The following is a 24,530-nucleotide window of genomic DNA, read 5'->3' as shown; positions in this document are numbered from 1 at the left end:
CGACACCTTTTGGGGGAGCGTGTGGGGGGTTCTTGGTGCCGGACGACACCAAGGCCCCGAAGGAACTGCTACACCATCTGCCGGCCCTGGTACTGCGCCGGCCTTCTGTTTCCGCAGCCCCGACCTTGATGCTGTCGGGGGTGCTGGGATCGCGGTTGCTTGACCGGAGACCACCTCACTATCGATGTCCTGCGGTACCCGGGTTCAAGATGTCGGCCCGGGCGATCCTGATGGCGCTCGGCTCCTCCGTTCTTCCCTCTGGGATCAACTGCTTACAAGTGGGGTACTGCGTACTGCTGGTGATGCGAACCGCTCAGCGGCCTGTGACAGCGCCGCTCTTCGGCAGCCAGCCCCGTCGCCCGTCCTGCGTCTGCTCTGGCTTGGAACCCCACTGCCGAACCTCCCGGTGCGCGCGTCCGCAGCCGACGCCTTCACCGAGGTGCTGCTCACTGACTTCACTGCTGGGTACCGCGAACCGCACTTACGGGTACTGCCACCGCGTCGACCGCGGTCATGCTCACGGCGGCCCCTGATCACTGCGGGCCACCCGGTCCGGTCGTCAGTCCCGTCGCCGTCCTGCAACCGCTCTGGCTTCGGAACTCCACCACCGCACCGTCCTGCGCACTGCAACTGCGTGTACTGCTGGCCGGCAGTTCGTCTCTGCCAGGCCCCGTTGATCTCGGCTACGAGAGAAACCATAACCACGCTCCCACCCCAATGTCTACTCCAACAAACACAGATTTCCGCGCGTTCGACGGTGAGACAGTCGGCCTCGAACAGTGACACGGGCAGGTGCGAAGCCGACACGGCCCGGTCAACGGGCGCAGGCCCGGGGCGCAACCACCGCACAGAGGGGACCGGAATGGGCTATCCAGAGGGTGGTGCAGGCCGGAGGTGAAGGCCACGTTGATGCGGCGGCTCGGCGGGTGAACTGTCTGCGGGGTCAGGGGAGTTCGTGGGAAAGTGGGCTCCCGGCCGGGAGCCCGGGCCGGTCCGGGTGGAGTTGCCGACCGTGAACTTGAGAACGATCAGTCCCGGTTGGCCTCGCGGGAGGCGGGCTGTCCGCTCCTGCGGGAGGACCGACGGGTGATGCGCCTGGTCATCAGTGTGATCGCGGCCCAGGTGATCAAAGATTCCGAGTGCTGGATGAGCCGCTCGTAGTCCCGGGCGTGACGGCGGGCGTGCATGATCCAGGCGAGTGACCTCTCGACGACCCAGCGGCGAGGCAGAATGACGAAGCCGGGAGTGTTCGGTGGTCGGCTGACGGTCTTGAGCGTCAGGTCGAGGTGCTTCTTCGCCCAGGTCACGAGCTTTCCGGCATAGCCGGAGTCGGCCCAGACGATGGTGATCTCAGGGTGCATCAGCCGCAGCCGGAACAGGACTTCCTTCGCCGCGTCGCGGTCGGTCATGTCGGCCGGGGTGACCATGACGAACAGCGGCAGGCCCTTGGTGTCCACGACCAGGTGCCGCTTGCGGCCGTTGATCTTCTTCGCGCCGTCGTAGCCGAACGACGCGGCCGTCGCGGGATGGATCAAGGAGACGTGGCCGTCGGCAAAGCCACTGCCGCGGCGCTCGGGGCCTGGCTCGTCTTCGAGGACGAGACCGCTGTCTCGATGACGTCGCACCGCAGTCGCACATGGGCCCCTCGCGGGTCCACTCCCACAGTCCGCTTCAACGGCGGTTCACGAGGAGGCATCACGCTGGCCGCCCTGGCCTGTTACAAGACCGGCGAACGCAGCCGGCTGATCTACCGGCCGCGTGTCCAGGGACATCTGCGAGGCGATCACCGTGGCTTCACCTGGCAGGACTACCGCGACCTGATCGTGCGGGCCCACCTCCAGCTCGGCGGCCCCATCGTCGTGATCTGGGACAATCTCAACGTCCATCGCAGCGCGGCGTTACGGCAATGGGCGACTGGACAGGACTGGCTCACCATCATCCAGCTGCCCACCTACGCTCCTGACCTCAACCCTGTCGAAGGCATCTGGTCACTGCTGCGACGGTCCACGACCGCCAACGTTGTCTTCGCCGACCGGAACCACTTGGTGAAGGCCGTCCGTTCCGGCATGCGTCACATTCAACGCAGACCCCGGCTCATCGACGGCTGCCTCACCGGAACTGGACTGCCACCCCCGCCCCTGACTGCGACAACCCTTCGAAAAGTTCAGTAGTCGGCCAGTGTGGAGGCGAGTTCTGTGGTGGCTTGGACAAGTTCGGTGTCGGGTTCGGTGAGCAGCTGCTGGATGGTGTCGCGATGGGCGCGTACGGCGTGGCGGGCCTGGCGTTCCCATCCCACGTAGTTGTCGCGGTGGTGGAGCAGTTTGGGGTAGGCGGCGGCCGTTTTCTCCCACTGCCGGGTGTCGGCGATGTTCTTCAGCAGCTGGACGATCTGTACGCGGCAGGTGACCTGGGGGAGTTCGGCGAGTTCCCACAGGAAGGGGACTGTGGCGGCCGTGGCCTGTTCCACGACGAAGCCGTAGCGGCAGATTCGTTCCCGCAGTTCGGTGAGCGCGGATCGGGCCGTGTCCGCGTCGCCCGAGGCGATGTTGTTGAGCAGGAGGGGGATGGCTGCCGCGGGTCCGCGGGAGTCCTTGATCTCGTGCCAGTGCACCTGCCCCAGGTTCTTGAGTGGTGTGGCCATTTCTGCTCCTACTGCAGGCGTCGGAGGATGCTTGGTGCTGGTCTGTTCCCGCGAAGCGGCGCGTATCAGGTCGGGCTTTCTCGCTGGCGGTGGTGTCAGGGGTGCGGGGAGGTGGGCAGTAGGGCCCAGACGGTCTTGCCCGCGGGTGTGCCGCATCCACCCCCAGTCCTCGGACAGGGCGTTGACGATGCGCAGGCCGCGGCCGTTTTCCGCCCAGGAGTCGCTGGTGGGAGAGCAGGTGGGCGGGCTGTCGCTCGGGTCGGTGACGGCGCACAGCAGGTGGGCGGCTTCGAGGCAGATCTCCAGCCAGACCTCGGCCTCGCCGTCCGGGGCCTGGGGTACGGCATGGACGACGGCGTTGGCGGCCAGTTCGGTGACGATGGCGACGGCGTCGTCGCTCAAGTGGTCCAGCGACCAGTGGCACAGGGTGCGGTGGGTGAAGGCCCGCGCCTGGGCGAAGCCCCGGCTGCTGCCGGTGATGCGCAAGGGGGCGGGGCCGGGCGCTTCGTACGGCGGTTCAAGCTCCTGGAAGACCCCGTGGCTCAGGGCGCCGGGCTGCACCGCTTGCGTGAGCGCGGCGGCCGCGGTCCAACCTGCCCGTGGCGCAGCCCCGCCGTGAAGGCGGGGCGCTTGGTGCACAGGTGATGACACGGCGTCTCCCTGATGCGAGGTCAGGATGGGGCGTCAGCACTCGGGTTGACGCCCGGCTATTATCCACTCCGGCAGCGTGTTCGTGCAATTTCACGGGAAATTGCGCGACGGGATGGCCGGAAGCAGGGGCGGGACGCGCGGTGCGACCGGGCCCCGGCGGTCGGCCGCGTACGAGCGGGGCAGAACGTCAGCAAGGAGAGTGTGCGGTGCCATCAGTGCCAAACGGAGTGCGGGCGAGTTCCCTGGGCGCCTGCTGGATCAAGAGCCGGCACAGCAATGCCGAGGGAAACTGCGTCGAGGTGGCCGCCCTGGCCGGCGGGGGTATCGCGTTCCGCAACTCCCGTGACCCCGAGGGCCCCGCCCTCGTCTACACCCCGGTGGAAGTGGCCGCGTTCCTGGCCGGCGCGAAGGACGGGGAGTTCGACCACCTGGTGTGAAGCCCAGGCGGACAGGTCCGCTTGGGCCGACGTATGCGGCAGAGGCCAGCGAAATGCGATACTGCTGTGCGTCTTCTGCCGGTAGACAGGGAGTCAGGATGTCCGCAGAGTCACCTCGCGTCTCCCGCCTCGAACCCTATCTGAGCCGGACCGAGCCCGCCCCCACGCTGTTGAAGATGCTGGTGGGCGTGCAGCTGGCGGGCATCCGCGAGGACGTCGGCCTCGCGCAGGAACAGGCGGCGCGCGCCGTGGGGTTCAGCCCGGCGAAGCTGTCGCGCATCGAGGCGGGCAAGGGCCGCAGGCCGCCCACGGAAGCCGATGTCCGCGCGCTGCTCGAGCTGTACAAGGCAGACGACTACGAGGGGCAGGTCCTGCTGAAGCTGCTGCAGCGGGCCGGTGAGCCGGGATGGTGGCAGCGTTACGACAAGCGGCTGATGCCCGAGTGGTTCGACCGGCTGGTCGGACTGCAGGAGGCGGCCGCAGCCATCCGTACCTTCGAGATCCAGTACGTGCCGGGCCTGCTGCAGACGCCCGCCTACACCCGGGCGGTGGTGGAGCGCGGGCTGCCCACGGCGCCGGCCGGCGAGGTGCAGCGCCGCGTGGAGCTGCGCACGCGCCGACGCGAGCTGCTGCACCGCGCGGACGCCCCTCAGCTGTGGGCGGTCATCGATGAGTCGGTCCTGCTGCGCGTCCTGGGCAGCCGTGCGGTGATGCGCGAGCAGCTGCAGTACCTCGTCGAGATGGCCGGGCTGCCCCATGTGACCGTGCAGATCGTGCCGCTGGACGTGACGAACGCGTCCGCGCCGGCCATCCCCGTCACCTATCTGCGCTTCGGCGGCGTCGATCTGCCCGACATCGTCTACCTGGAGCACATCAGGAGCGCGAACTTCCTGGAGGACCGCGACGAGACGGAGGAGTACCGGGTGGTCCTGGACCGGCTGGCCGATGAGGCCCTCGACCCTCGCGAGTCTGTGGCCCTGCTGCGCGAGACGCTGGAGCAGCGCTACCCCGCCCGGTGACTCCGCGCCATGTCCGAGGATGGCGACCGGCGGTTCTGACGCGGAGTCATGCCCGTCCTTCTAGCGGAGGCGGCCCACGCCGCCGAACTCGATCCACTCCTGGGTGAGCTGACGGGGCGCCACTTCGGAGTCCGGTCGCCAGGTGGACACCTCCACCAGCCCCGGCTCGAGGACGTCCATGCCCTCGAACCACGACGCGACGTCCTTCTCCTGGCGCACGCGGCCCCAGTGCCCCTGCGTCGCCTGATCCATGAAGTCGGTGACGAAGTCCCGCACCTCGGCGTCCTCGCTGACCAGTTGGCACATCAGCATGAAGCTGCCGGGGGCCAGCGGTTGGGCCACGCGGCGGGCCACGGCGAGCGGCCCATCGGTGTCGCTGTCCGGGATGCAGTGGAAGACCGAGTTGAACAGCACGGCCACCGGCTGCGAGAAGTCGATCAGGCGCTGCGTGTCGGGGTGGGAGAAGATCGCGTCGGTGTGCCGCAGGTCGGCGTGGATGACCGCGGTGCGCTCGTTCTGCTCCAGCAGGGCGCGGCCGTGCACCAGCACCATCGGGTCGTTGTCGACGTATACCACCCGGGAGGACGGGTCGACCCGCTGCGCCACCTGGTGCACGTTGTCCTGGGTGGGCAGCCCGGATCCGTGGTCGAGGAACTGCCGGATGCCGTGCTCGGCCGCCAGCGTCCTGACCACCCGCTGCAGAAAGCGCCGGTTGTTCACGGCCAGCGCGCGGGTGCTGGGCACGACCTTGTCCAGCTCCTCGCAGGCCGCCCGGTCGGCCGCGTAGTTGTCCTTGCCGCCCAGGTAGTGGTCGTACATGCGCGCGGCGGTCGGCACCGTGGCATCGATCGACGTGGACAGCTGTTCTCCAGGCTGCATCGTTCCCCCAGCTCCAAGCCGCGCCAACCGGATTGGCCCGACAGTCAACCCATCCTAGGGAAACGGCATTTGGCGATGCCAGCCCCCGATCGAAGGATGCAGAACTACCCGTCCGCATCAGAACTCCCGTAACGCCTGGTCCCCCCATCCCTGGGCTGCGGACGCACGGACACCGGGCCCGCGGGAAGAAAATCACGGCGAGCGGCCACGTCATGGGCACAGACCCGGAACCGCCCGGAACCGTGAGACGTCCACGCACTCCCACCGTCCCGCATCCGCCCCGAGACACCCGGCGCGGCACTTGCTTGAGCAGGCGCGTGCAGGGTGCCAGCCGGTCGTTGCGTACGGGGTCTCGTGCCCGGCTGCGACTTCTGGATCTTTGATGACCGGCTGATCCGCGTGCACCACTTCTCCGGCGACGGGGACTGGGAGGGCAATGAGCCGCGCGAGGATGCCGGCATCGTGCAGATGTCCTCCGCTGCGTTCGAGGAGATCTGGGAGCGCGGCACCCGATTCCGATTTCGCGGATGCCTCTGATGATTTGGTGCGTTCCTACTGCCTTCAGCGTTCGCGTGCCTTCCTCGCCCGAGCGGAAGCACCGGACTCTGCGATCAGCAGCAGTCGGCAGCCGGAGATCGCCGCCCACTACGCGGTGATCGCTCAGGCCTTCCGAGTCGACCTTGACACGCCGTGACTGGCGAGCCCGCCATCCCGACGAGGACGACGCCGCGGTCGGTCCTCGATGTACTCGCCACCCCCGTCTGACGACGACGCACACTGCATGGAGGCCGCTCTAGCTGTTCTGTCCACGGAGCCTCCACGCCGGGTGCCACCGTAAGCGGCTGGCAGTTGAGCCCGCTGCCGACGTTGGGTCAAGGAGGAGGCGTCGTCGCCGGCGAGCCGGGTTCCGGAGGCCGGGGCCTGGTCCTGCCCGTCCCCGAGGCTCATGGGGTACGGGTACGGGGACGGGCAGGTGCTGAGTGCTAGGTGCGCGCGGCGCGGTACGCCCTCCACAGCTGGTCCGCCTCCGCGCACCGTTGCTCTCCGTGCCCGCAGCCATCGCACGTGGTGGCGTGGTCGATGTAGGCGCGATACGCGGTCTGGATGCGGTGGTACGTGCCGCTGCCGGCGACCTGCTGCATGTGGCCGGAGGCACTCCCCGAGTCGCGCCACTGCCACCGGGCGCCGCTCACGACCTGCCTCCGTGGCGCTTCGGGTGGGGGTGGTTGCGGATCTCGACGTTGCAGTCCGTCGCACGAGACGGGTCCCCGGCCGCGACGGCGTCGGCCCGCTGTTGGGTCAGGGCCGTACAGACACCGCAGCCCGGCGCCGGCGGGGGCTCGTCGATGGGCATTCCGAGCGTGACGGGTGGGCTCATGGTCGTCTTCATCCGCGTGCCTCCGCTGGCGTGGGCCTGCCCAGGCGGTCCGCGGCGTGTGCACGGGCAGATGAGTGGGTTGCCGCTCGTTCACGACGCTACGAGCGTGATGTGCGGCAGTGCCAGCAATGTGCACCGATGTACACGCGACTGGTTCGCGCCCTTGACCTGCTATCTCTGGCACAGGATGGTGGTGTACATCCCTGAACACGACGAGCGCCGGAGGCGGCCGTGGACCTACAGTTCATCGGGATCGACCCCAACACCGGAGATGGCGAAAGCCCAACCGTGTGGGTTGACCAGGAGAAGGAAGAGCTCGTGCTCCAAGGTTGGAAGCCGAGCCTGCAACTTGAGGCGGCGTGTGCAGAGTTCGAGGTCCCCGGCCACGCCAAGGGGATCCCGGACCACGAGGCAGTGATCCGAATTCCGGCCCGGATGATGCCGATGATCAGGGAGGCATGCGATGCCCTTGAGCGTCCCGACATTCGCTGAGCTTCTCGGGTCGGCAAGGCGCTCAGCCGTCCACCTGGAGATGCGCGACTCCTACGCCGTCGACTACGAGAAAGGCCCGTTCGCCGAGTGGCGGGCCGGCTTCCGCCACGACCCGGCAGACCGCGCTTCCTGGTGGCGGCCATGGCTCGATCTCATCGCGGAGACGGTTGCCCGCCAAGTCGTGGTACGCCGCGCCCGCATCGTCTCCGAACCGGTCAGCGAATACATCCGCTTCGAGCACTCAGGCACGTTCACCAACGTCGCTGCGGGCGAGCAAGTGCGGTGGCTGCCACGCCGCCAGGCATCTGACATTGCGCTGCCCGGCAATGACTTCTGGCTGATCGATGATCGCCTCATCCGCTGGAACCATTTCACCGGCGACGGGGCCTCGGCGGGCGGGGAGACCAGCGACGATCCGGCCGCGGCGAAGCTGTGTGCCAACGCCTTTGCAACGGTGTGGGCACGCGCCGTCCTCCACGAGAATTACAAGATCAGCTAGCACGAAGGTGACCAGGCCGGCTCATGCCCCTCTCTCCGTCCTCCTCGGCCCAGGCTGCTCGCGAAGCAGTCGCACAACGCCTGCGGGAGCTCCGTGCCGATGCAGGGATCACGGGGCCTGAGCTGGCCGCACGCTGCGGCTGGAGTCACCCGAAGACCTACCGGATCGAAGGCGCTCGCACGCCCCCGTCGGCCGATGACATCCGCCGCTGGTGCGAGGCGTGCGAGGCAGCCGACCAGGCGCCGGACATCATTGCCCAGTCCCGCAACGCCGAGTCCATGTACGTGGAGTGGCGCCGTAGGCTGCGCACCGGACTCAAGCAGCTGCAGAAAAGCTACGTGCCCCTCTTCAAGTCAACCCGGCTCTTCCGCGTCTACTCACCCACTCTCGTGCCGGGCCTGCTTCAGACCGAGGGGTACGCGATGGGGCTGTTGTCCCTCATCACGGAGTTCCGCGACATCCCCAACGACGTGGCGCAGGCCGTTGCCGCGCGCCTGGACCGCTCCCGGATCCTTCACGAACCAGGACGCCGCGTCCTCCTCGTGGTGGAGGAGGCTGCGCTGCACCACCAGGTCGCCGACGCCGAAGCCATGGCCGCCCAGCTCGGCTATCTGCTGACCGCTGGCGCGCTGCCGGCCGTGTCGCTCGGCGTGATCCCCATGTCGGCCCAGGCAAGGCCCATGTGGCCCGTGGAGACGTTCCACATGTACGACGACAGTCTCGTATCGGTGGAGCTCCTCGCAGCGCGTGTGACTGTCACGCAGCCCAGCGAGATCGCCCTCTACGCGGACGCGTTCGAACGGCTGCACGGCATGGCCGTGCACGGCGCCAACGCCCGCGCCCTGATCGTGAAGGCCATCGACGCCCTGCACTGATCCTGCACGACGAAGAGTTCCCTCTCGCTCGAACGCTGAGTCGCAGGGTGCGGCGCAACAGTGTCCGGGCTGTCGGCGACTTCGCCGCCGGCGCGCATGACGGGAACACCGGGCCCGGGCCGGAGGCACCGATCGTGTCCGGCCCCCGCCCAGACCTGACCGACCTGGGCCTCTCCTCAGCCCAGCCATCCTGCGAGGGCGTGGGCGAGCGCTTCGCCGCCCTGTTGCACGACGGTGCCGGCCACGAGGGCTGGCAGTGCTTGCACGGCTCCGCGCAGGGTGCCTTGTGCCTGGGCGTCCGGCGTCGTGAGCGAGGTGTCGATGGAGTCCGCCATGGCCTGCAGTACCTGCGCGTTGCGCAGGTCTCCCGCGCTGCGGTCCACCTCGGTGCGGAAGGAGGCGAGGAGATCGCGCACGGTGTCGAGGTCTACTGGGGTGGTTTCGGCGGTAGCGGACTGGTGAACGTGTGAGATGTTGTGTCCCACCACGTTCTGCAGCGGAGCGATGTTGTTGCCGCCGATGCTGATGCCCGAGCCATGCCCGTGCTCGTCCTCGTGGCGGCGTCGTCCGACCATCATTTCGTTCCCCCCTGGGCGCTGTTGTCCTGGCCGATATTGCTGATACCGCTGCCGGCGATGTTCTGGATGGGCGCGTTGTTGTCGCCGTAGACCTGGATGTTGGTGATGACCATGGCTACCTGTTCATCGAACTGGGCGGTTTCGACGCCGAGTTCGACGAGGTATTCCGCGACGGCCCGGAAGATGCATGTCTGCATCAGCACCACGTGCCGTTTGGCATCGTCGCTCTGGTGCATGTCGGTGACTTCCTCGATGGAGTACCGGTCCCGCAGGCTGAGCGGATCCTTCTCCTCGACGGAGTCGTCGTCCCTTTGCTGGCCCCGCCCGAGGCGGGTCACGAACTGCCACAAGGAGAGCGGGCCTTCGGCTGCGTCGAGCATCGCCTGTACCGCCGTCCAGCCGAGCAGCCGGAGCCCGCGCTTGGCGAGCGGCGCGTCGGTCACTCTCAACTCGTTGTACAGGGGCGTCATCACGTGCGGTCGCAGGGTCAGCCGCAGCTCGCCGGCCTCCAGTGCGGCGTGCACGAACACGCTCACCACGACCTGGCCGTCCCAGCTGACGCACTGGGCGCGCAGGTACAGCCGGTCGGGGACGCTGGACGGCGAGCGGCGGCCTCGGCCTCGTAGGTCGGGCAACTCCAGCTTCGCGGCACGGGTGCGCCGCAGCCACAGCGCGGACGGCAGCCCCTTCACCTGCGTGACCGAGAAGCCGGGCAGCGGATCGGTGATCTCCCGTGCGCCGCGCCCCAGGTCCTTGAGAGCGGTTCCCATCCGCCGCAGGAGCTCGTCTTCACCGAAGGACCTGACCGACTCCTGCGGATCCTTGGGCTTGAGCGGAATACCGATGTCCGCGACGCCCCACACCTCGCGCCCGGCCCCGACGAACCTCTCCGGATTGTTGTAGGGCAGCTCCTGCCGCTTCTGCTCCGCGCTGATCTGAGCCATCCGGCGCCCCGCCTTCGCCGCCACCCACGGCAGACGGCTGGTCGCGACACCCTCCCCGGCGATCTCCGCCAGGGCCGCCCGCGCGGCCAGCCGGTCGCCCATGCAGACAAGTCCCGCTCCGGCCAGCAGCACGAGCGGAAGCAGCAGCAAGCCCAGCCGTAAGGGGACCACTTCGCTGCGGATGGGCTCATACGGCACCACGGCGAGAAGCAGCGGCACACACAGCACGACATACGCGGCACGGGGCGACGGTGCCAGCCGCGACCTCTTCCCTCTGCGGACCGCCCGCAGCGCCGCCCACCGCATCACCAGCGCCAGCAGGACAATCACGCCCCACACGACGGCAGCACGCGGAATCGCGTACGCCACAGCAGCGGCCCAGAGCAGTACCAGCACCCGCCGCAGCCACTGCCGTCGTCTGCTGCGCAGACTGTGCGCGACCACGGGCAGCAGATCGAAACCGTACGACGGCGCGGGCAACGGCGGCCCATGCAGGACATGATCCACCACCCACCCCGCCATGGGCTCACCCAGAGGCGGGCAGTCGTCGCTGCCCTCCAGATAGATACGCCTGCGGACACTGCGCCGGGGCTTGCTCGCCTTGTTGCTCTTGCCGCGGATCCTGCGCCACCACGTCGTGACGGCTTTCACCTGGTCAGGGCGTGAGTAGACGGACTGGCACAGCAGCCGGGTCACCTCCGACGACGTCGGATCCACCTCACCGGAGGAGCGGCTGGTGGGGCCTGCAGCCCCGGCCTGAACCGGCACTGCCGGCCACTCGGCCATCCCCTCCGCACCCCGTTCCCGAACACGCAGCCCCCGCCCCAGCCCCATACCGCCCCCCGGTGCACCGATCAGGCGGGCATCCTCACGGCCAACACGGCAAAGCACCAGAGTACAAACACGACAATGCGCTCAACACCATTGGATGAACGAAGCTTTGACCGAATTCCGCCCTCGCAGTGACACAGCAGGCCGCCTCATTGATCACGGAGGACTGCCGCCGGCCCGGTTCCAGAGGACCGGCCGATGTGCCCCCGTATCTCGTCAGCCTCGAGCCACGTCAGCAGCCTGCTGACGTAGACGTCCCGGTCCCTGCGGACCTCGGCGGTGCGGATGCCGCCTGGGCGCTCATCTGCTCGCACCTGCAAGCCGTTCCTGAAACTACGTGCGCCTTTTTCGGGACTGCTCGTGTCCGCTCACTCGCGAGCAACAGTGACCGCTGGGAGTAGTGAAGCGCCGTCACCTGGGGCGACGGGGCCCTTGTGAGGGGAGTAGGGACGGGATCACATGTTCCCGAGCGTCTTGTCCTGGACGGCCGACACGAACGATGCCCAGGCGGAGGGCTTGATGTTGAGCGCCGGGCCGTGCGGGTTCTTGGAGTCCCGGACGGGAACGCCAGAGGGGTATCCGTCCAGTACCTCGAGGCAACTGCCCTGGTCGCCGCCGCTGTAAGACGATTTACGCCATCCGCTCAGCGTGGAGGCGTTCGGGATGCTGTGCTCAGTCATGGTGTCCGTAGTCCTTCGCTGTCGCCCTCATCAGGGCAAGTGACTCTTTCAGCGGCAGTGCATCGCTTAGCGCAAGATCGTAGGTGCCCTGGAACCGTTCCACCATCGCTGGGGCGTCATGCACCTTGCCCGTGTAAAGACCTTCGACGTAGGTCACCGGGGGCTGATCCTCGAACCACATCAGCGTGACCATGCTCTGCAGGAGTGGGTGAGCCCCCAGGCCGAACGGCATCACGTGGGCGCGTACGCGGCCGCTCTCCACCAGGCGGACAACGTGCATGATCTGTTCCGCCATGACATCCGGGCCGCCGACCGGGCGGCGTAACACGGCCTCGTCGAGCAGGGCCCACACGACGGGTGCCACGGGGTCGTTGAGGATCTCGGAGCGCTCAAGTCGTGTGACCACTGCTCTGTCACACTCGGCCTCGCTCAGAGGCGGAAACGGGGTCGTGCTCAGAATTGCCCGCGCGTACCTCTCCGTCTGAAGGATGCCGGGCATGTAGGACAACGCGAACTCGCGGATCATCGTTGCCTGTTGTTCGAACTCGCGCGCAGCTTCGAAGTGATCGGCAACCGCCCTGTCGTCCTTCTCCGGCAGGAAATTGGACAGGACGTTTCCCGTGTTCAAGGCCCCGCCCAGCCGTTTGGCGTCGTCCTCCGACGGGATGCGGCGGCCTGCCTCAATGTGTGAGATATGGGAGCGGGTCATCACTGCGGCGTCGGCCAAGCCCTGTTGAGTCAGCCCCGCTGCCTCGCGTTGCTGCTTGAGCCAATCACCGTATGCACTGCCCATGGGTTAACTCCCTTTGCGACAAATCGCGTGTCACCCGCTACCCACTAGCGAGCCTACGCGGCACCCCTCAACGCTATGGATACACAACGTGATTGCCCGTCTGGGCAAGGGCGGACACCGAGGCGTACGGAGTGGATATGGCACGGCACGCGGAGGCAGGGACGACAGCCCCGGAGCGCGGGGCGCTCGGCTATGACCCGGCAACCCGCAAGGTCGGGGAGTACCAGGGAAACGGCGGCCCGTACGCCATGCTGCGCCCCGTGGGCGGGGGACGTGAGTGGCAGGCGGACCCGGAGATGATCCGCCCCGCCACTCCGGCCGAACGCCTCAGCGCCCAAGTCAAGGCGGCCAACACGCGAGGGCTGACCGGGTGAGTGTGCGCTCGGTCCTGAGCTACGAGACGTGGACGCTGGAACCGGACCGTGAGCCGGACGCGGAGCCGACGACGTACGCGATGCAGTGCGCGGTGGACGGCGAAACGTCACCGCCCAGCGGGGACTTCGCCGAGCCGCAGAACTGGGTGCTGGAGCACTGCGGCCGCAACCCGTCGCATCACTCCTACCGAGAGATCATCACTCGGCCGTGGCGTGCCTGGCGGCGGCTGTGACGCGGCGCGCGGTGGGCTGGTTAGGGCGCTTCGCAGGGCCGCTGTTCATCGTCATGATCTCGGTCTCGTGCGGCTTCGTCCTCGGCGTCGCGGTCGCCTCTGCTGCGCCCTCACCCTGAGACGCCGTCTTCGCCGGTGATCTCCCCTGTCCCGGCGAAGGCGGGCACAACCCCATCCTGCACATCCCGAGCGACGGAGGAATACGGCTCATGACCACGCTCATTGACGCCCCGGTCTCGCAACCTTTCGCCGGAATCAACGTGCTTGAACTGGAGATCACGGGCGCATGCCAGCTCGCGTGTTCGCATTGTCTTTCCGAGTCCAGTCCGCAGGCGTCACATGGCGTCATGACTCCTGCGGACTGGCAGAAGGTCATCGTCGACGCGGCGGCGCTGGGAATTCCTCAGGTCCAGCTCATCGGCGGTGAGCCGACGGTCAGTCCGTACTGGGTCCAGTTCACGGATCTCGCGCTCTGTCTCGGGCTCCGCGTCCAGGTCTACAGCAATCTCTTCCATGTACGGGATGAGTGGTGGGAGGTGTTCCAGCGGGACGGCGTCACGCTGGGCACCAGCTACTACAGCAACGACCCGGCGGAGCACGACACGATCACGGGGCGGGCGGGCAGTTACACGTGGACCCGGTGCAACATCCGTGAGGCTGTCCGGCGGGGCATCTCCGTACGTGCCGGAATCGTCGAAGTCCTTCCTGGCCAGCATGTCGCCGAGGCTCGTGAGGAACTGCTCGCCATGGGCGTCACACAGATCCGAACCGATCATGTGCGAGCGGTTGGGCGCGCTGCGCTGCCGGGCCAGGTGCCGACCGTGGATGAGCTGTGCGGGAACTGCGGGCGGGGACGGGCTGCTGTCCTGCCGAACGGTGATCTGACCGGGTGCGTGCTGTCGCGGTTCATGCCGACGGGCAACGTCCGCGAGCGGCGGCTGGCTGACATCCTGGGAAGTCCCCAATGGGCGGGGACGATTGCCGGCATTCCGCCTCGCTCGCGCACCGCCTGTACTCCGGATGACTCGGGCGACTGCGATCCGGCGAACACCGAGGCGTGCAACCCCGCATACGAGGACTAGGAGGCCCGGCGTGGACTGGGAACAGCACGCGGCGAGGCTGGCCGCTGAGGTGACCGACCCGGTTTCCCGGTGGCGTGAGCCGGTCGTGAGCACACCACGCCACGAACTCGTGCCGCGCTGGTGGGAACGCGCCGACGGTAACTGGGTGCTCCGCGACGGTCCCTCCGATCCTGACGCATGGCTGGCTGCCGCCTACTCCGACACCTCCTTGATCACGAGTGTGGGCGCACTGCACGCCGACCACGCCTCAGGCGACGACACACCGCGCGGTCTGCCCACCTCCTCCGCGACGCTCCCCAGCCTGGTGGTCCGCTTCCTGCGCCACGCGCGGCTCGTCGAGGGCCTGGACCTCCTCGATCTGGGCACCGGGGCGGGCGGCCTGGCCGCGTATGCCGCACGGCGGTTGGGGAGCGGGCACGTGGCGAGTCTGGACGTGGACCGGTACCTGACCGAGGCGGCTGCCGGACGGCTGGCACGCATGGGCCTTCACCCGCAGTTCTTCACCATGGACGCCACCCGAGCCATTCCCGGCTCGTACGACCGGATCATCGCCACGGTGGCCATGGAGCCGGGGGAGGGCCTGGTGCCCGTGCTCGGCGCGCTTCGTCCCGGCGGCCGCCTGGTGACGACCCTCGCCAATACCTCGCTGATCCTGACCGCGTGGAAGACCGAGGACGGCGGGGCTAAGGGACAGATCGAGCGGGACTGGGCGGGGTTCATGAAGACCCGGCACGGCGCCGACTACGCCCCGGGCCTCGAAACCCTGCTGACGTATGCGAGGGAGGCTGAGGGGGACGAGGTGACCTCCGGCCGCTATCCCGTGCTCGATGTGGCCTCGGCGTGGGAAGTGCGGTCCATGCTGGAGGTCACCACGCCTGGCGTCGAGGTCGACTACCAGGAGAACGGGCGCCGCAGGACGGCCTACTTGGTTCACGAGGACGGCTCATGGGCTCGGGCCTCCGCCGAGTGGCTCGACGGCCCTGAAGTCCACCAGGGCGGCCCCCGACGCCTGTGGAGTCAGCTGGAACGCATCCGCAACCGGCTCAACGCCGAAGGCGGACTGCCCCTGTACGGCAGCCATCTGAAGATCACGCCGGACGGTATCTGCCACCTGTCCCGAGGGAAATGGACAGCAACGCTCGGCAAAAGACCGACGGCCCCAACGCATGGACCTTTCCCCAGGTAGAGGCGCACTGTGGGCACCCCGTCGGCCCTGGAGGCTTTGGGCGGGAGCAGGTGACAAGCACATTGGGCGGTTTCGGCACCCGGGAACTCGCGCCGCTGATCCGGCAGTTCGAGCGGCCGACGGGTGAGAGGCCGTGCGATGGAGGGTGTGTGGCCCCTTGTTCGGTGCACGGCCGGTCCTCACCATGGAGACTCCCCGCATCTTCGAGACAGAGGCGGAGGTCACCACGGATGGTCCCTGCGGACCTCACCGAGCCGGAACTGCGGCTGTGGGAGGCGTTCGCCACGGGCGACGAGGTCGACCTGCGTCCGCGCAACGCGGCCGACGTCGGCTCCGTCGCCGATGGTGGCGACTGGGGGCCGGAGCGCACCGTACGCGCCTCGGTCATCCGTGCGCTGGTCCTGGGCGGTGCCGAGAGCATCCAGGGCCAGACCGCCACACTTCACCTCACCGGCGCCCGGATATCGGGGCGGCTGCGCCTGCTCTTCGCCGAGGCGTGCTGCGTGCTGTGGCTGGAGGAGTGCTGGTTCGAGGAGGCACCGCAGTTGTACGGGGCCAAGCTGCAAGTGACCAGCTTCAGCGACTCCTACCTGCCCGGGCTTGGAGCACACACCTCGACAGTGGACGGGCACTTCGATCTGATGAACAGCCACGTCCAGGGCAAGGTCGGCCTGCACGACGCCCGAATCGGCGGCGCCCTGCTCCTCCAAGGAGCACACTTGTCCCAACCCGGCGGCCTGGCCATGGACGGTGCGCGCCTGGAGGTCGCCGGCGGCATCGTCGGTACGAGGGGATTCCGCGCCGACGGGGAACTGCGGCTGCACGGGGCGCGTTTGGGCGAAGGCCTGCACCTGGAGGGCGCCACCTTGCACCACCCCGAAGGCGAAGCCCTGTCCGCCGTCGGCATACAGGTCGCCTCCGGCATCGACTGCTCCAGCGGCTTCCGCGCCGAAGGCGCCGTGACACTGACGGGCGCTGTCGTCGGCGGGCGGGTCAGCTTCGAGGGTGCCACGCTCGTCCGCCCCCAGGGGCACGCCCTGACCTGCCATCACCTGAAGGCCGGCGAACTGGTCATGCAGCCCGCAAGGGCAGAAGGCGGGATAGACCTGCGCCACGCCGCCATCGGCGTGCTCCGGCTGGATCACAGCCACCGCCCGCGGCCGCCCCTGCAACTCGACGGACTGGTCTACCAGTCGCTGGAGCCGCCCTTGCCCGTCCGCGAGCGCCTGGCCCTGCTGAGCCGCGATCCTGACGGATACCGGCCTCAGCCGTATCAGCAGCTGGCTGCCGCCTACCAGTCCGTAGGCCACGACTGGGACGCCCGTACCGTGCTCCTGGCCCGTCAGCGTCACCGCCGCACCACACTTCCCTGGTATGCGCGTGCCTGGGGGTATGTGCAGGACGCCACGGTCGGGTACGGCTATGCACCGGCACGTGCGGCCCTGTGGCTGGTAGCCCTGCTCGCTGTCGGCGCCACCGTCTTCGCCCTCCACCGGCCCCGGCCGCTGAGCGGTGCGCCCCATCCGGTCTTCAACGCCGTGATCTACAGCCTGGATCTGCTCCTTCCGGTCATCGACTTCGGCCAGGAGCGGGCGTTCCAGCCGGCGGGGACGACCCAGTGGATTGCCTGGGTGTTGATCGGAGCAGGCTGGCTGCTGGCCACGGCCCTCGCGGCAGGCATCACCCGGGTCCTCTCGCGCCAGTAACCCAAGTGTTGATCATTGATCAAGAGGCGGCTGGAGCCCTTTGGGACAGTGGCTTTTGCACCTGGCGGGGCACGGTCTTGGTCACCAAGGACCGCAGACACGGAGTCCTCTGTGTTACGCCAGCAGCCTGGGCAGCCTTTGTTGCAGTACGCCAAGCAGCAGTAGACCGTCCCAGGCGCCGAAGGCCCTGCCCCGACAGGTGCATGGAGACCTGCATGACAGGTCAGCATGCGGGCGCCCGTTCGGTGCGCACATTGCGGGATCGGCTCTGGACTCCGGATAAGCTCCCCCTCCCCATATCCGGAGTCCAGACAAGGGCTTATCTCCGGCGTACGGGAGGGTCATGACAGACAGTCGGGTAACAGTCGTACCGGTCGCCACCACCCCGGCGGCACCGGTCCGCCCCGAGGCATACGACGCCGCGACCCGGGCCGCCCTCGACCACATCGACGGACAGGCCGTGCGCGCGGTCGCGGACGGCCGCCCGGAGCGGACCCGCAAGGGCTACGCCCAGGACTGGGCGAGCTGGAGCAAGTTCTGCGGCGACAGCGGCGTACCGCTGCTCGCCGTCACCTCCGGCACCCTGGTGATGTTCGTCGAGTGGCTGTGGACCCAGCCCGGATCGAAGAAGGGCACCTGCACCGCACCGTCCACCATCGACCGCCGCATCTCCGGCACCGTGGTCACCGCGCGCACCGAGCACGGCGTGAAGCTGGAGGAGGGCGTCGCCCGGCTCGCCCGCAACCGGCTCAAGCAGTTGGTCAAGGAGATGGAGGCCAACGGCGAGACGCGCGGCCGCGGGCAGGCCTCACCGCTGCTGGTCGACCACCTCACCCGGATCAGCGCCGCCTGCCCGGACAACCACGTAGTCAACAACGACGCCCGGGCCACGGGCGACGACAGCTTCGCGCTCTTCTCGGCGATCGACGCGGGCGGCGCCGACGAGAAGAACAACCTCTACGAGAACCTGACGTCGACGCTCACCTGGCGTGCGGCCGGTATCGCCGTCTACGGCGGCTACAACAACACCTTCCGCAACATCCGGGTCGCCGACACCTTGGTCTACTCCGGCATCACGATCTCCTCGCTGGACTTCGGCTACCCGATGAACGGCTTCGGGACCGATCCGACGACGATCGAGAACGTCTCTCTGGAAAGAACGGGCGGCCACTTCTGGGGCTCGCAGGTCTTCCCGGCCATCTGGGCGTTCTCGGCCTCCAAGAGTCTTCCAGGGCATCCGGGTCAACGACGTCGACATCGACGACTCCACCTACGGAGGCGTGATGTTCCAGACCAACTACGTCGGCGGCCAGCCGCAGTTCCCGGTGAAGGACACGATCTTCACCGACATCTCCATCACCAACTCCAAGAAGAGCGGGGACATGTTCGACGCGAAGTCCGGGTTCGGCATCTGGGCCAACGAGCTGCCCGAACCCGGTCAGGGACCCGCCGTCGGCGAGGCCACCTTCCGCAACCTGCGGATGAGCGGCAACGCGGAGGACGTCCGCAACAAGACCACCACCTTCACGATCAACATCCAGTAGCTCCCGACAGCACAGCATCGAGCGGGGCCGCCCCTACAAGGGCGGCCCCGCTTCGCCGTGTCCGTGGCCAGCTGGAGCGGTGCCCGGGTGGCGCCTGCGTCGGCGGAGGCCTTCCGGGCGAGCCGTTCAGCCGCCATTCGGTGCGCGGCTCTCCCGCGAAACACGACGAGCAGGGACAGCGCTTCGCAGTGAGAACAGACCGGTCGGCGCCACTTCGGGGATGCCCCTCGGGTCGGCGCCGACCCATGGTTCAGGTGTCGAGCTGGTCGGGCGGCTTCTCGTGCTGCAGCATGCGGAGAAGACGGCCGGCGAGCTGAAGGTCGACACCGCCGCAGCCGACCGGTAGAGCGGCGGGCAGGATCGCCAGGAACCTGCCACGCTTCCCGATCGCGCATCGGCTGTGCCACCAGTTCCTGGAGCACAGGGACGGTCTCGTGGTCGACGACATGGCGGAGTGGTGGTTCAACGACATCGCCGAGGTCGTCGACAACCGCACGATCGACCTGGAGAAGGCCAACCTGACGGATCTGTTGGAGAGCTTCGTACGAGAGATCCACAAGCTGGCCCGGGAACGAAATCAGCCCGCAACGACGACGGACGAGGCCCGACAAGCCCTCACCGCGGCCACCGAGTTCGTCCATCGCCCCCTGTCGGCGATCCCACGGCAGCGACACACTCCCAAACTGGGACCCTCGCACGTCGCTCACGCCGCCGCACGCGAGGCGGCCGCCCCACCGGCTCCTAGCAGGGTTGCGACCACCGCCATCGTGCCGCCCACCGTGACCGGCAGCCACAGGGTGGCGAGGCCGACGGAGGAGACGGCCGCAGCATCCGGCGGATTGTCGCGGCCACCCTCTCGAGCCGCCGATCGCCGAGCGTTCGGCGAACACGCGCAACGAGGGCGTTCGCCGCACCCGGTCAGAGTGATGTCGGTGAGGGGTGTGTTCCGCTGCCACGGGGGCGTCTGGTCCTGGTTCAGCGGAGCACGGAGGCGAGGGCTGCGGTGGTGGTGCAGGCGAGGGTGAGGCTTGCGGCGAACACGGTGGCGGCGGCCTTGAGGGCGGTGGGAACGGTGGCTCCGTCGATGCGGGCGAGGACGGCGGCCGCGGTGGCGGCCAGCACCGCCAGGGCGATGGTGAGCGCGGTGGAGAGTACGACGAGGGCGATGGTCACGGCGGACTCCGGTGTGTGATGCGGTGTTGGCCTGACTGTTGTCCCTCATCCTGCGTACGCCGGGGTCCGGGCCGGACGAAGATGGACACTGGCGGACACGGTCACCTTTCGGGGGTTGAGGTGCAAGACGATCAGGTGACTCCAGGAGAGGCGTTGGCGGAGTTGCGGAGCCGGTTGGAGGACGGGCTGGCGCGCGTTCGGCTGAGCAGGACGCGGCTGGCCTCAAAGGCCGGGTTGTCGCGTACCACGGTGTATGAGGCTCTGCGGGCGGAAGCGCCTGTGCCGTCGCACGAGACGGTGGCTGCGCTAGCGAGGGCGTTGAGGCTGCGGGAGGCGGAGCTGCTGGAGCTCCGGCGCCAGGCTGTGCCGTCTGCGGGTCTGACTGAGGAGGTCATCGAATCGGGGCCGGGTCGGCCGTTGGTGGCGTGGGATCCGCACGATTTGGAGGTGCACCCGGCCGGGTCGACTGCGGTCGGGCAGGAGGGGCGGGTGCTGCCGGGGTACGTGCCGCGCTGGCACGATGGGGTGCTGGCCGACGCGGTGCGCGAGGCGGCCGCGGGGTGCAGTCGGATGGTGGTGCTGGTGGGCTCGTCTTCGACAGGGAAGACGCGGGCGTGCTGGGAGGCTGTTCAGCCGCTGGCCGCGCTGGGCTGGCGGCTGTGGCACCCCTATGCCCCTGGCCGGGCCGAGGCCGCGCTTGGGGACTTACACCGGGTGGGGCCGCGGACGGTGGTGTGGCTGAACGAGGCGCAGCACTACCTCGGCGACACTGCGTATGGCGAGCGCATCGCAGCCGCTGTACACCACCTGCTCATCACCCTCGAGCGTGCCCCGGTACTGGTGGTGGGGACGTTATGGCCGGAGTTTGCCGACCGCTACACCGCCCTGCCTGCGCCGAACGGACTCGATCCGCACAGCCGGGTCCGTGAATTGCTCAGCGGACGGCGCGTGTCAGTGCCGGACACCTTCGACGAGCCGGCGATGGCCGCAGCTCGCGCGCTGGCGGAGGCGGGCGACGCGCTACTGGCCGATGCGCTGTCCCGCGCGGACGGCGAAGGCCGGGTGGCGCAAGACCTGGCTGGCGCCCCGGAGTTGCTGCGGCGGTATGAAGATGGCTTCCCGGGAGCCAAGGCCGTGCTTCAGGCGGCGATGGACGCCCGGCGGCTGGGCGTCGGGCTGCACCTGCCTAAAGTGTTCCTGACCGAGGCCGCAACTGACTACCTGGCTGGAGCCGACTACCAGCGCCTCGGCGAGGACTGGGCGGAGGCGGCCTGCGCTGGACTCGCACAGCCCGTGCACGGCAACCAAGCGCCCCTCAGCCGCATCCGCCAACGCCCCAAGCACCGTCCACCTGGGGCCGCGCCACCGACCGCAGCGCCAGGGACGGCACGAGAAGAGCCGGTCTTCCGGCTGGCCGACTTCCTCGAGCAACACGGCCGCGTTGAACGCCGAACGACCTGTCCGCCGGCGTCCTTCTGGCACGCCGCCCACACGCACCTCACCGACCCCGACGACTTGGGCCACCTCGCCCGAGCCGCCCAGTCCATGCACCGCCTCCAATGGGCACACCACTTATGGCAGAAATCAGCGGATGCCGGCGACGCCGCCGCCCTCGTGGGCCTGGCCAGGATGGAACAGGAGACGGGGCACGGGGAGAACACCGATGCCCTACTCTGGCGGGCTGCGGACGCGGGCAGCACCGACGCCCTCACGGAACTGGCCTATAGGCGCATCCGGGTTGGAGACCGGAAGGCCGCCGAGGTCCTCGCGCAGCGGGCCGCGGACGCCGGTAACACCTCCGTCCTCAGGAACCTGGCTGAGACGCGGGAGATGGTCGGGGATCGGGAGGCCGCCGAGGTCCTCGCGCAGCGGGCCACGGACGCCGGCGACACCTACGTCCTTGCCCTCCTGGCTGCCATGCGGGAGGACACCGGGGATCGGGAGGCCGCCGAAGCCCTCGCGCTGCGGGCCGCCGACGCCGGCATAACCGCCGCCCTCGTGAGCGTGGCCCTAAGGCGGGAGGAAGCCAGGGACTGGGAGAGCGCCGAGGCTCTACTCCGGCAGGCCGCGGAAGCCGGTGACACCTATGCACTCGCCCGCCTGGCCTTGATCCGGGAAAAAGCCGGGGACCAAGGGGCCGCGGAAGCGCTCGCGCAGCAGGCCGCCGACGCAGGCCACACCTACGAGCTCGGGCTCCTGGCCACAATGCGGCAGAAGAGCGGAGACCGGGAGAGCGCCGAAGCCCTCGCACAGCAGGCCGCCAACACCGACGACTACCACACTCTCACCCTCCTCGCCGAGATGCGGGAGCAGGGCGGGGAGCGGGAGAGCGCCGAAGCCCTCGCACAGCAGGCCGCCAATATCGGCTACACCTACGCCCTCGCGTTTCTGGCTGAGATGCGGGAGAGGGCCGGGAACCGGGAGAGCGCCGAAGCCCTCGCACAGCAGGCCGCCGACGCCGGTGACACCTACGCCTTCGCGCACCTGGCTGAGATGCGGGAGAAAGCCGGAGACCAGGAGAGCGCCGAAGCCCTGCTCCGGCACGCTGCGAACTCCGGTGAAGCCCTCGACTTCGCGCGCCTGGCTGAGATGCGGGAGAGGGCCGGGGACCGCGAGGCCGGGGAAGCGCTCGCGCAGAAGGCCGCCAACGCCAGCCACAGCTTGGAAGGTATCCGAACAACGCCAATACGTTTGATGCTTCGGAGGATGTGGCCGAACGGACTGGACCCCGACGGGACTCCCACTGCCCCTTGGCATCCCTCGAAGGCCCGGATGCCACGGCTCGCGCAGGGTTCGGCGAGGCGCCCACGCCTTCCCGCCCCGGACGGAACTTCGTGTCCGGGGCGGACATGACGCCGATGGCGGACTCGCCAGCGCCGACGGCCCGTACCAAGATGGACGGACGTCGGCGTTTACGCAGCCTGGATTCAGATCTGGCTGACCCAGGTCAGGATCCGCTCAGCGAAGTCCTGACCGAATACCTTGCAGGCCCCCTTCGCCAAGCCGAACGCGGCTGGCTTGTGACGGCTCCGTAGTTCTTTGACCGTTTGTGCTCGGTAGATGCTTGACCGATCTCGCGTTGTCGGTCTGTTCCGGTCTCAGCACATCCTTGCCCGCATCACGTCGTACTTTGCGGTGGAAGTGGTCGCGGGGCTGGGAGTGTGCCATGGAGCCGCGTGAACTTCAGGAGTACTGGTATCGGGTCGTCCGAGAAGTGCTGGAGGGTTCGCCGATCGGGGAGGTGGCTGCCCGCGAGGCCTGGTCGGAGGGCCGGTCCAGCTGCTGCTGGCGGCGCCGCTGTTCGTTGCGGTGGTCCTCTATCCGCTGGGTGAACAGCTTCAAGGCCTCCTGCTCGTGGCCGGGGCCGAAGCCGCTGTAGGGGCCGATGCCGAGGGTGCCGGCGTTGGCCTCCTCCTCGATGGCGTCGGAGGTCTGCCCGTGTCGCGCTGCGCGCTGCACTGGAATCGCCGGAAAAGTGTCTGAGGACACCTCACGTTGCCCGGACCGCCGGCGCCGACCGTGGCGCCCGGCACCCCGGCCGGTTCCTGCGCTCCGCGGCCCATGCCTGCTCTGCGGCCCAGGGCGTCCGGGGACGACGGAGCCGACGGCGAGGCGCCGGTCGTGCGGGAGGAACGGGCCCTGCGCCGGCGCCGTGCAACAGCGGGTACGTGTCCGGTCCTCGCCGCACGGCCGCCACCCCTGCCTGTGCCCGTACCGCCGCCCCTGCCTGTGCCACATCCGCCTGCGCCGACGTTCCCCCAAACCGACCATGCCCCGATCCTGATGCTCAGCACGGACCGACCCGGCCTGTTTGTCTCACTTGTGACCTGCGAACTGCGCAGCCGCGCCCGAACCTCGGCTGAGGCCCTGGTTAGGGGGTGGGTGTGCCGTTTTTCATGTACGCGGTGGCGCCGGTCAGTTGCGTGGTTGTGTGCCGGGGTGGAGTTCGATTCGGATGGTTTCGTCGTCGTCGATGATGTACGTGGGGTCTGTGTCGTGGTTCCAGCCCAGGGGCAGGAGGTAGTAGCGGTGGTCCCGCTCGACCAGTAGGCGCAGGCCGCTGTAGCGGTACCGGTAGTGCGTGCCTTCGCCCAGGTCTTCGGCCTTCAGTTCGGGCGGGCCGGTGATGCTGAGACGTTGGGTGCTGAGGACGACTACGGCTGTGCGGCGCACGATCTGCTCGGCGTCGTCGCGTGCGTCCTGGCGGCCGAGTTGTCCGGCTGCCAAGGCCGCTGTCCAGACGAGGAAGAGTCCTGCGGCGGCGAGGGGTATGCCGCGGTCCCGGAGTAGGCGTCGGCTGTCCACGGTGGATCTTGCGGCTTTGCTCTGGCCGAGGAACAGGCCGGTTGCCATCAGGAGGGGGGCGGTCCAGGTGTAGGGCTGGATGTGATGCCATAGCAGTGTGAGGGCGACGCCGGCGGCGACGAAGCCGAGGTAGGCCCTAGTAGGGCTTGGTCAGGTCGGTTGTGGTGGTGCGTGTCCTGGGGGTCCGGTGTGGCGTTGAGAGTGTGTGACTCCGGACGAGATTGCTGTGG

General features: G+C 68.5%; 25 protein-coding genes and 4 pseudogenes. 14 read left to right on the top strand and 15 right to left on the bottom strand.

What is annotated here, in order from left to right:
- Positions 1-1,081 precede the first annotated feature (1,081 nt).
- A pseudogene (locus ACZ4WS_RS47080) lies at positions 1,082-1,511 on the bottom strand (transposase); the annotation flags it as partial.
- Between ACZ4WS_RS47080 and ACZ4WS_RS47075 the strand changes: the two are divergent.
- Positions 1,506-2,171, top strand: a pseudogene (locus ACZ4WS_RS47075) (IS630 family transposase); the annotation flags it as partial. The pseudogenes ACZ4WS_RS47080 and ACZ4WS_RS47075 sit on opposite strands and share 6 nt — an antisense overlap.
- On the opposite strand, the gene ACZ4WS_RS47070 reads toward ACZ4WS_RS47075, so the two are convergent.
- Positions 2,165-2,707 (bottom strand): hypothetical protein, encoded by a 543-nt coding sequence (locus ACZ4WS_RS47070; protein ID WP_467990280.1) that lies wholly within the window; start codon positions 2,705-2,707, stop codon positions 2,165-2,167. The pseudogene ACZ4WS_RS47075 and the gene ACZ4WS_RS47070 sit on opposite strands and share 7 nt — an antisense overlap.
- Positions 2,708-2,851: 144 nt before the next feature.
- Positions 2,852-3,202: pseudogene (locus ACZ4WS_RS47065) on the bottom strand (ATP-binding protein); the annotation flags it as partial.
- A 296-nt stretch (positions 3,203-3,498) separates the two neighbouring features.
- Here ACZ4WS_RS47065 and ACZ4WS_RS47060 point away from each other — a divergent pair.
- The gene (locus ACZ4WS_RS47060) at positions 3,499-3,729 is read left to right on the top strand and encodes a DUF397 domain-containing protein (RefSeq protein WP_467990264.1); all 231 of its coding nucleotides are present in this window, start codon (positions 3,499-3,501) and stop codon (positions 3,727-3,729) included.
- 98 nt (positions 3,730-3,827) lie between these two features.
- Complete coding sequence (locus tag ACZ4WS_RS47055) at positions 3,828-4,748, top strand: helix-turn-helix domain-containing protein (RefSeq protein ID WP_467990261.1); 921 nt, start codon at positions 3,828-3,830, stop codon at positions 4,746-4,748.
- 60 nt (positions 4,749-4,808) lie between these two features.
- Here ACZ4WS_RS47055 and ACZ4WS_RS47050 read toward each other — a convergent pair whose 3' ends face one another.
- Complete coding sequence (locus ACZ4WS_RS47050; RefSeq protein ID WP_467990259.1) at positions 4,809-5,627, bottom strand: SAM-dependent methyltransferase; 819 nt, start codon at positions 5,625-5,627, stop codon at positions 4,809-4,811.
- 354 nt (positions 5,628-5,981) lie between these two features.
- Here ACZ4WS_RS47050 and ACZ4WS_RS47045 point away from each other — a divergent pair, with 354 nt between their 5' ends.
- Positions 5,982-6,164: a DUF6879 family protein gene (locus ACZ4WS_RS47045; protein WP_467990256.1), complete on the top strand. Its 183-nt coding sequence runs from the start codon at positions 5,982-5,984 to the stop codon at positions 6,162-6,164.
- Between the two features lie 446 nt (positions 6,165-6,610).
- Here ACZ4WS_RS47045 and ACZ4WS_RS47040 read toward each other — a convergent pair whose 3' ends face one another.
- Together ACZ4WS_RS47040 and ACZ4WS_RS47035 are read right to left on the bottom strand one after the other, a co-directional pair.
- Positions 6,611-6,820: a hypothetical protein gene (locus tag ACZ4WS_RS47040; RefSeq protein WP_467990254.1), complete on the bottom strand. Its 210-nt coding sequence runs from the start codon at positions 6,818-6,820 to the stop codon at positions 6,611-6,613.
- On the bottom strand, positions 6,817-7,005 hold the full coding sequence (locus tag ACZ4WS_RS47035) for a hypothetical protein (RefSeq protein WP_467990252.1): 189 nt from the start codon (positions 7,003-7,005) through the stop codon (positions 6,817-6,819). The genes ACZ4WS_RS47040 and ACZ4WS_RS47035 overlap by 4 nt, the downstream gene beginning before the upstream one ends.
- Before the next feature lie 231 nt (positions 7,006-7,236).
- Between ACZ4WS_RS47035 and ACZ4WS_RS47030 the strand changes: the two genes are divergently transcribed.
- The 3 genes from ACZ4WS_RS47030 to ACZ4WS_RS47020 are packed head-to-tail and all read left to right on the top strand — an operon-like array spanning position 7,237 to position 8,871.
- Positions 7,237-7,497, top strand: a complete 261-nt coding sequence (locus tag ACZ4WS_RS47030) for a hypothetical protein (RefSeq protein ID WP_467990251.1) — start codon at positions 7,237-7,239, stop codon at positions 7,495-7,497.
- Positions 7,469-7,996, top strand: a complete 528-nt coding sequence (locus tag ACZ4WS_RS47025) for a DUF6879 family protein (RefSeq protein ID WP_467990249.1) — start codon at positions 7,469-7,471, stop codon at positions 7,994-7,996. Before ACZ4WS_RS47030 ends, ACZ4WS_RS47025 begins: the two co-directional genes overlap by 29 nt.
- Positions 7,997-8,019: 23 nt before the next feature.
- Positions 8,020-8,871: a helix-turn-helix domain-containing protein gene (locus ACZ4WS_RS47020; protein ID WP_467990247.1), complete on the top strand. Its 852-nt coding sequence runs from the start codon at positions 8,020-8,022 to the stop codon at positions 8,869-8,871.
- 176 nt (positions 8,872-9,047) lie between these two features.
- On the opposite strand, the gene ACZ4WS_RS47015 is transcribed toward ACZ4WS_RS47020, so the two are convergent.
- The 4 genes from ACZ4WS_RS47015 to ACZ4WS_RS47000 form a co-directional block, all read right to left on the bottom strand.
- The gene (locus ACZ4WS_RS47015) at positions 9,048-9,449 is read right to left on the bottom strand and encodes a hypothetical protein (RefSeq protein WP_388883732.1); all 402 of its coding nucleotides are present in this window, start codon (positions 9,447-9,449) and stop codon (positions 9,048-9,050) included.
- Positions 9,446-11,179 carry a hypothetical protein gene (locus tag ACZ4WS_RS47010; protein ID WP_467990243.1) on the bottom strand — a complete coding sequence of 578 codons (1,734 nt, stop codon included), beginning with the start codon at positions 11,177-11,179 and terminating at the stop codon, positions 9,446-9,448. The genes ACZ4WS_RS47015 and ACZ4WS_RS47010 overlap by 4 nt, the downstream gene beginning before the upstream one ends.
- A gap of 500 nt (positions 11,180-11,679) precedes the next feature.
- Complete coding sequence (locus ACZ4WS_RS47005) at positions 11,680-11,904, bottom strand: DUF397 domain-containing protein (protein WP_467990241.1); 225 nt, start codon at positions 11,902-11,904, stop codon at positions 11,680-11,682.
- Positions 11,897-12,697 carry a helix-turn-helix domain-containing protein gene (locus tag ACZ4WS_RS47000; protein ID WP_467990239.1) on the bottom strand — a complete coding sequence of 267 codons (801 nt, stop codon included), beginning with the start codon at positions 12,695-12,697 and terminating at the stop codon, positions 11,897-11,899. The genes ACZ4WS_RS47005 and ACZ4WS_RS47000 overlap by 8 nt, the downstream gene beginning before the upstream one ends.
- Positions 12,698-12,834: 137 nt before the next feature.
- On the opposite strand from ACZ4WS_RS47000, the gene ACZ4WS_RS46995 reads away from it, so the two are divergent.
- The 5 genes from ACZ4WS_RS46995 to ACZ4WS_RS46975 all read left to right on the top strand — a co-directional run bounded on the left by ACZ4WS_RS46995 (position 12,835) and on the right by ACZ4WS_RS46975 (position 17,278).
- Entirely contained in the window at positions 12,835-13,071 is a 237-nt protein-coding gene (locus tag ACZ4WS_RS46995) for a hypothetical protein (RefSeq protein WP_467990237.1), read from the top strand.
- Positions 13,068-13,304, top strand: coding sequence for a DUF7848 domain-containing protein (locus ACZ4WS_RS46990; protein WP_467990235.1), 237 nt, complete (start codon positions 13,068-13,070; stop codon positions 13,302-13,304). The genes ACZ4WS_RS46995 and ACZ4WS_RS46990 overlap by 4 nt, the downstream gene beginning before the upstream one ends.
- Positions 13,305-13,513: 209 nt before the next feature.
- The gene (locus ACZ4WS_RS46985) at positions 13,514-14,386 is read left to right on the top strand and encodes a radical SAM/SPASM domain-containing protein (RefSeq protein WP_467990233.1); all 873 of its coding nucleotides are present in this window, start codon (positions 13,514-13,516) and stop codon (positions 14,384-14,386) included.
- Positions 14,387-14,396: 10 nt separating this feature from the next.
- On the top strand, positions 14,397-15,572 hold the full coding sequence (locus tag ACZ4WS_RS46980) for a methyltransferase domain-containing protein (protein WP_467990231.1): 1,176 nt from the start codon (positions 14,397-14,399) through the stop codon (positions 15,570-15,572).
- A gap of 230 nt (positions 15,573-15,802) precedes the next feature.
- Positions 15,803-17,278 (top strand): membrane-associated oxidoreductase, encoded by a 1,476-nt coding sequence (locus tag ACZ4WS_RS46975; protein WP_467990229.1) that lies wholly within the window; start codon positions 15,803-15,805, stop codon positions 17,276-17,278.
- Positions 17,279-17,782: 504 nt separating this feature from the next.
- On the opposite strand, the gene ACZ4WS_RS46970 is transcribed toward ACZ4WS_RS46975, so the two are convergent.
- On the bottom strand, positions 17,783-17,965 hold the full coding sequence (locus tag ACZ4WS_RS46970) for a hypothetical protein (protein WP_467990282.1): 183 nt from the start codon (positions 17,963-17,965) through the stop codon (positions 17,783-17,785).
- Between the two features lie 169 nt (positions 17,966-18,134).
- On the opposite strand from ACZ4WS_RS46970, the pseudogene ACZ4WS_RS46965 reads away from it, so the two are divergent.
- Positions 18,135-18,822: pseudogene (locus ACZ4WS_RS46965) on the top strand (discoidin domain-containing protein); the annotation flags it as partial.
- Between the two features lie 250 nt (positions 18,823-19,072).
- Here ACZ4WS_RS46965 and ACZ4WS_RS46960 read toward each other — a convergent pair.
- Both ACZ4WS_RS46960 and ACZ4WS_RS46955 read right to left on the bottom strand, forming a co-directional pair.
- Positions 19,073-19,270, bottom strand: coding sequence for a hypothetical protein (locus tag ACZ4WS_RS46960; protein ID WP_467990228.1), 198 nt, complete (start codon positions 19,268-19,270; stop codon positions 19,073-19,075).
- Between the two features lie 527 nt (positions 19,271-19,797).
- Complete coding sequence (locus ACZ4WS_RS46955; protein ID WP_467990226.1) at positions 19,798-19,995, bottom strand: hypothetical protein; 198 nt, start codon at positions 19,993-19,995, stop codon at positions 19,798-19,800.
- A 153-nt stretch (positions 19,996-20,148) separates the two neighbouring features.
- Between ACZ4WS_RS46955 and ACZ4WS_RS46950 the strand changes: the two genes are divergently transcribed.
- Positions 20,149-22,848, top strand: a complete 2,700-nt coding sequence (locus ACZ4WS_RS46950) for a helix-turn-helix domain-containing protein (RefSeq protein WP_467990224.1) — start codon at positions 20,149-20,151, stop codon at positions 22,846-22,848.
- Between the two features lie 330 nt (positions 22,849-23,178).
- On the opposite strand, the gene ACZ4WS_RS46945 is transcribed toward ACZ4WS_RS46950, so the two are convergent.
- Positions 23,179-23,454 (bottom strand): hypothetical protein, encoded by a 276-nt coding sequence (locus ACZ4WS_RS46945; RefSeq protein WP_467990222.1) that lies wholly within the window; start codon positions 23,452-23,454, stop codon positions 23,179-23,181.
- Between the two features lie 456 nt (positions 23,455-23,910).
- Positions 23,911-24,300 carry a hypothetical protein gene (locus ACZ4WS_RS46940; protein WP_467990220.1) on the bottom strand — a complete coding sequence of 130 codons (390 nt, stop codon included), beginning with the start codon at positions 24,298-24,300 and terminating at the stop codon, positions 23,911-23,913.
- Between the last annotated feature and the right edge of the window lie 230 nt (positions 24,301-24,530).

The sequence above is a fragment of the Streptomyces sp. NPDC029292 genome (assembly GCF_055569295.1).
Note: the sequence above shows the minus strand (reverse complement) of the source record. Positions and strands in the feature narration are given on the sequence as shown.